5 protein-coding genes are annotated in these 6,663 nt (G+C 63.0%); 4 read left to right on the top strand and 1 reads right to left on the bottom strand.

Annotated elements, in window-relative coordinates; genetic code table 11:
- Positions 1-498 precede the first annotated feature (498 nt).
- Positions 499-1,572, top strand: a complete 1,074-nt coding sequence (locus ENZ74_RS16995; protein ID WP_013531324.1) for an alpha/beta hydrolase — start codon at positions 499-501, stop codon at positions 1,570-1,572.
- Positions 1,573-1,709: 137 nt separating this feature from the next.
- Positions 1,710-2,873, top strand: a complete 1,164-nt coding sequence (locus tag ENZ74_RS16990) for an alpha/beta hydrolase (protein ID WP_063168105.1) — start codon at positions 1,710-1,712, stop codon at positions 2,871-2,873.
- Between the two features lie 161 nt (positions 2,874-3,034).
- Here ENZ74_RS16990 and ade read toward each other — a convergent pair whose 3' ends face one another.
- Positions 3,035-4,843: an adenine deaminase gene (gene ade / locus ENZ74_RS16985; RefSeq protein WP_063168106.1), complete on the bottom strand. Its 1,809-nt coding sequence runs from the start codon at positions 4,841-4,843 to the stop codon at positions 3,035-3,037.
- A 147-nt stretch (positions 4,844-4,990) separates the two neighbouring features.
- Here ade and ENZ74_RS16980 point away from each other — a divergent pair, with 147 nt between their 5' ends.
- Both ENZ74_RS16980 and ENZ74_RS16975 read left to right on the top strand, forming a co-directional pair.
- Complete coding sequence (locus ENZ74_RS16980) at positions 4,991-5,842, top strand: alpha/beta fold hydrolase (RefSeq protein WP_063168107.1); 852 nt, start codon at positions 4,991-4,993, stop codon at positions 5,840-5,842.
- A gap of 94 nt (positions 5,843-5,936) precedes the next feature.
- Complete coding sequence (locus ENZ74_RS16975; RefSeq protein WP_027160415.1) at positions 5,937-6,602, top strand: outer membrane protein; 666 nt, start codon at positions 5,937-5,939, stop codon at positions 6,600-6,602.
- Positions 6,603-6,663: the final 61 nt, after the last annotated feature.

The raw sequence follows: 6,663 nt of genomic DNA, 5'->3' as shown, positions 1-6,663 counted from the left end.
CGGCAGCAACGCGGGAAGAGAAACTGTTCATCGGAAACCACCCCTGGGGAAAATCACCTTGCGTTGCATGCTGTCCGCGGATCTCTATCATTAATCGGGTCGCGAACGTTCGGTTGTTGAGCGCCATGACCAGGTGCGGCGCGAGCCCGCCTATCACATATCCGGCTCCCCAGCGCCATCGTCCATCATTTACGTCCTTCCGGGCGGAAATTTTGCGAAATATTTTCAGCTACTTGCGGGTGCATTCTCATGCCCCCTCGCATCGGGCGGTATGAAATCGCTATCTCCGCGGGGATTGGAGGGCCAGCGGCGACGCCGCTCATTGCGCACATCACGCAGGCGTTTCCCGCCATTTTGGCTTTCGCGCAACACTGCGATGGCCGCAGCGGGGCGCCGATCACATTTCGACTCGACAGGACTTAGTTCTGCCGCACTCTGCCTGTCCGGGAGGTATCGTGAGGATAGACAGGCCTTTCGGCCGGAGTTGGAAATTCAGGCGTGCCTTTGAAGAAGATTTTTACCGTTGTCCTGGCCTTGTTCGTCGCCGGCTGCGCCGGCCAGCAAACACAGGAATTGCTTGGCAGCGCCATGGTGTCCGCGCCGGTGACGGAGATCGCCGGCAACCACTCGATCTTCATCGCCACGACGCGCAAGAAATCCGACGATCCCAACAAGGTTTTCGACGGCGAACGGTCGGCGACGCTGAACTATGCCCGCGTCAACGTCACCGTTCCGGGGCTTCACAAGACCGGCCAGATCGAGCGCCGCTCGCGCGGCAAGTCGGACGACCCGGCCAAGTATTTCATGGCTTCCGAGGTCGTCGGCTACGACACGCAGCCGAAATTCTCCAGCGCGCTCAACGCCGACATCGCGGCGCGCGGCGGCCGCGTCATGGTCTTCGTGCATGGCTACAACACCGGCTTCGATGCCGCCGTCTATCGCCTGACCCAGATCGTCCATGATTCCGGCTATCCCGGCACGCCAGTGCTGTTTTCCTGGGCATCGGGCGCCAGGACCACCGACTATGTCTACGACAAGGAAAGCGCCAGCGCTGCCCGCGACCAGTTGGAGGTGACGCTCAGGATGCTGGAGCAGTCCGGCGCGCGGCGCATCGACATCGTCGCACATTCGCTCGGAACCTGGGTCACCATGGAAACGCTGCGCCAGATGGCCATCACCGGCGATCGCGATCTCGGCGGCAAGCTCGGCGACGTGGTGCTGGCCTCGCCCGACATCGATGTCGACGTGTTCAAGAGCCAGATGCGGCGCTATGGCAAGCCCGACAAGCCGTTCATCCTGCTGTTATCGGACGACGACCGTGCGCTGCGGCTCTCCGGCCTGATCGCCGGTTCACGGCCGCGTGTCGGCGACTACAAGGATGCCGCCGATCTTGCCTCCTATGGCGTGACGGTCGTCGACCTGTCCAAGGTCAAGGGATCGGACAGCTTCAACCATACGAAATTCGCCGACAATCCGACGCTGGTGAAGATGATCGGCCAGCGGCTGCGCGAGGATGACGGCTTTGCCAGCGACCGTGATGTCACCGACCGCATCAGCCTGCTTGGCCAATAGGTGCGGTCTCGCGGCGATGCCTGCCCGGCATCGCGGACGTATGGATTCACTTTGAACTGGACCGCGCCGGTCTCTGGCCTTATCGGAATAGCCAGCGACGTCACGCGTTTGACGTCCCCTTTTGCGGGAGCCTGCGTGTGACCGTGCGTTCGAAGAGCTACCTCGTCGTTGCATCGGCGCTCGCTGTCACCGGCTGCGCTGGCGGGAAAACGCACGACCTGCTCAACAGGACGACGGTCTCGGTGCCCGCATCCGACATCGCGGCCACGCATGAAATCTTCGTCGCCACCACCCGCCAGAGGGCAACAAAAGAGCCGCGACAGGTTTACGACGGCGATCGCTCGCTGACCACCAGCTTTGCCCGTGTCGACGTCACCGTTCCCAAAAGCCATCAGGTCGGCGCCATCGAGCGGGCCAAGGGATCGGCAAACAGCAATCCTGCCAAGGATTTTACCGCCAAGGACGTCACTTTCTATGAAGGCGCGCCCCAGTTCGCCAAAGCGGTCGGCGCCGACATTTCCATGCGCGGCGACCGTGCGCTGGTTTTCGTGCACGGCTTCAACAACGGTTTTGACGACGGCATCTACCGGCTGACGCAGATCGCCCACGACACCAAATATCCCGGCACCCCGGTGCTGTTCTCCTGGGCTTCGAGCGGCAAGACCACGGGTTACATCTACGACAAGGAAAGCGCCAACGCAGCGCGCGACGACCTCGAGGCGACGCTCAGGATGCTGGCCAAGACAAAGGTCAAGAGCATCGACATCATCGCCCATTCGATGGGAACCTGGGTGACCATGGAGACGCTGCGCCAGCTTGCCATCACCGGCGACCGGGATCTCGGCGGCAAACTGGGCTACGTCATCCTGGCCTCGCCCGACATCGATGTCGACGTCTTCAAGAAGCAGATGATCCGCTACGGCAAACCCGACAAGCCGTTCGCCATCCTGCTCTCTGCGGATGACCGGGCTCTCAAGCTCTCGTCCCTGATCTCGGGCGACAAGCCGCGCGTCGGCGACTACGGCAACGCTGCAGACCTCGCCAGCTATGGCGTGTCGGTGGTCGATCTTTCCCAGGCCAAGGGCGGCGACCGCCTCAACCACGCCAAATTCGCCGACAACCCGATGCTGGTGCAACTGCTCGGCGACCGGCTGCGGGCGCCGGCGGGCCTCGCCTCGGACGAACCCGACCCGACACAGCTCAACAATCTCGGCCAGGGCCTCGGCAAGGCCGTCGGCTCGGTCGCCGAGATCGTCATCACCACGCCGTTCAAGGTGCTGACCATCGCCACCGGCGGGTGAGCCAGCGGGCGGCATTGGCCCTAGGATTGTTGAGATTCGGGTCAGGCCGAGCCGAAAGTGGTGGTTTTCGAGAACCGGAGCGGAGCGTACTTAAGTACGTGAGCACCGGAAGCGCAGAAAATCGCTACTTACAGGTCGGCATGGCCTGAATATCAACAATCCTAGACGAACAGATCGACCTTCTGGAATGTCGTCACATCGATCAGGCCGACATCGGAGATCCTGAGCTCCGGAATGACGACCAGCGCCAGCAGCGAGTGCTGCATGTAGGCGTTGTTCAATGAACAGCCCATCTTGCGCATCGCCTCGGTGAGCTTCTCGGCCTTGGCGGCGACGATTTCCGCCCGTTCGTCCGACATCAGGCCTGCGATCGGCATTTCGACCAGCGCCAGTTCCTTGCCCTTGGAGAACAGCACGACGCCGCCACCGACCGCGCCCAGACGGTTTACCGCCAGCGCCATGTCCTGCTTGTTGGTGCCGACGCAGATGATGTGGTGGGCGTCATGCGCCACGCTGGACGCCATGGCGCAGTCGCCCATATAGCCGAAGCCCGAAACGAAGGCGTTGCTGACGCCGCCCGTGCCCCTGTGACGCTCGACCAGCGCGATCTGGCAGATGTCGTTGCGGCGGTCCATTGCGACCAGCCCGTCCTCGACCGGCAGATCGGCCTCCAGCGCGCGCGTCGGCGCCTGGTTCTCGATGACGCCGATGACACGCACCCGAACCTCGTTGGCGCCCTTGGGGGCGGCGATATCGAAGTCGTCGCCCTTCAACTTCTTGCCGAGCTTGACGGTGTTCTTCGCCGTCCGGGGGTAATCATAGGCCGGAATGTCGATTTCGAGCTTGCCGCCCTTGGCCACCCTGACGCCGCGTGCATAGACCTCGTCGATGGTCATTGCGGCGAGATCCGAGACGATCAGCAGGTCGGCCAGCCGGCCCGGCGCGATCGAGCCGATCTCGCGCTCCAGTTTGAAATGCTGGGCGGTATTGAGCGTCGCCATCTGGATCGCCGTCACCGGCTTCAATCCCTGTTGGATGGCGTGGCGCACCACGCGGTCCATATGGCCCTCTTGGACCAGCGTGCCGGAATGGCTGTCGTCGGTGCACAGGATGAAGTTGCGCGGGTCGATTCCGCCCTCCGTCACCGCCTTGATCTGCGAGGCGACGTCGTACCAGGCCGAGCCCAGCCGCAGCATCGCCTTCATGCCCTGGCGCACGCGGGCGATAGCGTCCTCGGCGCGCGTGCCCTCATGGTCGTCCTCGGGGCCGCCGGCGACGTAGCCGTGGAACGGCAGGCCGAGATCGCGCGAGGCATAGTGGCCGCCGACCGTCTTGCCCGCCTTGACCGTCGCCGCGATCTCGCCCGACATGACCGGATCATTGGCGACGACGCCGGGGAAATTCATCACTTCGCCCAGGCCGATAATGTTCTCCCAGGTCATCGCTTCCGCGACATCGGCGACCGTCAGCTCGGCGCCGGCATGTTCCAGCCCCGGCGCCGAAGGCACGCAGGACGGCATCTGGACATGCACGTTGATGGGCATGGCGACCGCTTCGTCATGCATCAGCCGCACGCCGGGCAGACCCAGAACATTGGCGATCTCGTGCGGGTCGATGAACATCGAGGTGGTGCCGTGCGGAATGACGGCCCGGCAGAACTCGGTCACCGTCACCATGCCGCTCTCGACATGCATATGCGCGTCGCAGAGGCCGGGCACCAGATAACGCCCGCCGGCATCGACCACCTTGGTGCCCTGGCCGATTGCATGGCTGGCATTGGGCCCGCAATAGGCAAAGCGCCCGCCGGCAATGGCGATGTCGGTGCCGGCGATGATCTCGCCCGAATGAACGTTCACCCAGCGGCCGTTGCGCACGACCAGGTCAGCGGGTTTGCGCCCCACGGCGACATCGACCAGATGTGTCGCCATCTCGGTCCACGGTCTGGGTTTTGCGGGCGTTGCTTTCGTCATTGGCGATTCCTCGGTTGCCGCCAGTCTCGCAAATGTCGGCGGGCGCCGCCAGAGCCGTCGGTCCGACATACCGCGTCAGGGCGAGCTTGTTGACTAATCCGGCTGGAAGGCGATGCTGACCGCGAACCGAACCATATGAGGGAAGACATGACCCGTTTTTGGAAAGCGTTCGCCATCGTTATCTTGTTCGCAGCGTCGACCACTTCTGCCGTGGCCGAGGAGCGTTGGCAGACCTTGCCGGAACCAGCGGCCATGCCCAAACCCGATCAGAGCGGATACGCGCCGGTGAACGGCATCCAGATGTACTACGCCGTTTTCGGCGCGGGCGATCCGGTGCTGCTCATCCATGGCGGCCTCGGCCACGGCGACATCTGGGCCAGCCAGGTGGCCACGCTTTCCAAGACGCACAAGGTAATCGTCGCCGACAGCCGTGGCCACGGCCGCTCCACCCGCACCGAGCAGCCCTATGGCTACGACTTGATGGCATCGGACTATCTGGCGCTGCTCGACCACCTGAAGATCGACAAGACCGCGCTTGTCGGCTGGAGCGATGGCGGCATCATCGGTATCGACATCGCACTGCATCATCCGGAGCGGCTGACAAGGCTGTTCGCGCAAGCCGCCAACGTAACCACCGACGGCCTTGATCCGGGCGTGATGACCAACAAGACCTTTGCCGCCTACATCGACCGCTCCGGCCGCGACTACAAGAAGATGTCGAAAACACCGGACCAGTATGACGCCTTCGTGGCGCAGATGAGCCACATGTGGGAGAGCGAGCCGGCGTGGAGCAAGGAACAGCTTGCCGAGATAACCACGCCGACGGCGATCGTTGCCGGCGACCACGATGAGGCGATCAAGCGCGAACACACCGACTATATCGCCTCCGCCATCCCAGGTGCGAAGCTGATCATCCTGCCCAACGCCAGTCATTTCGCCATGCTGCAAGCGCCGGATGAATATAGCCAGGCTGTGCTGGACTTCATCGATGCCAAATAGAGGATTCTGTACGGCGACAGGGGGATTGCGATTGCGGCGAATGCGGTTATCCTTCTGACGAGGATCTTTCTGAACCGTCATTTCGGGGAGTTCGATGCGTCGATTGATGGTCGCTAGTGCCGGTTTCCTTGCCGTTCTGGCCGTGCCGGCTTTTGCAGCCGACCCGGCGGTCGACGTGCCGATGACCGCGCCCGGATTCGACTGGACGGGCTATTACGCTGGTCTGCAGGCCGGCTATGGCTGGGGCCAATCCGATGTATCGGTGACAGAAGGTGCGCCATTTTCCATCGCGCCCGACATTGACGGCGGTTTTGTCGGCGGCCACGTCGCCGGCCTGTGGCAATTCGACCAGGCGGTGCTCGGCGCCGAGGCGGACCTCAACTATTCCTCGGTCGGCGGCACGACGGTATCGGCGCTGGGAAGCACATTCGGCACCGACATCAAGTGGTTCGGGTCGGTCAACGCCAAGGCGGGTTACGCCATGGACCGCCTGCTGGTCTACGGCATTGGCGGCGTCGCCTTTGCCGGCATCGAAACATCGCAAGTCGCGGGTCCGGCGTTCGACAGCACGCGCACGAATGTCGGCTGGACCGTGGGTGCCGGCGTCGACTACGCGCTGACCGACAAGTTCGTCGTCGGCGCGCAGTATCGCTACTATGATTTCGGCTCCGAGCACTACGAGGTGGCAGAACCCTTTAACGATCGCGATCAGAACGTGAAGCTGAATACGGTCGGGATCAATTTGAGCTACAAGTTCTGACCAGGCCCACAATCGCGACGCTGCCGGCCCAGGCGACCACTTGAGGGGCTCTCTTCATGGA

The organism is Mesorhizobium sp. M7A.F.Ca.CA.002.15.2.1 (assembly GCF_003998715.1).
GTDB lineage: Bacteria > Pseudomonadota > Alphaproteobacteria > Rhizobiales > Rhizobiaceae > Mesorhizobium > Mesorhizobium ciceri.
Note: the sequence above shows the minus strand (reverse complement) of the source record. Positions and strands in the feature narration are given on the sequence as shown.

Bases quoted from the DNA above. Each gene is read 5' to 3' on its own strand.
- ade (WP_063168106.1), bottom strand. From the start codon at position 4,843: ATGACGAAAGCAACGCCCGCAAAACCCAGACCGTGGACCGAGATGGCG.
- ENZ74_RS16980 (WP_063168107.1), top strand. From the start codon at position 4,991: ATGACCCGTTTTTGGAAAGCGTTCGCCATCGTTATCTTGTTCGCAGCG.
- ENZ74_RS16975 (WP_027160415.1), top strand. From the start codon at position 5,937: ATGCGTCGATTGATGGTCGCTAGTGCCGGTTTCCTTGCCGTTCTGGCC.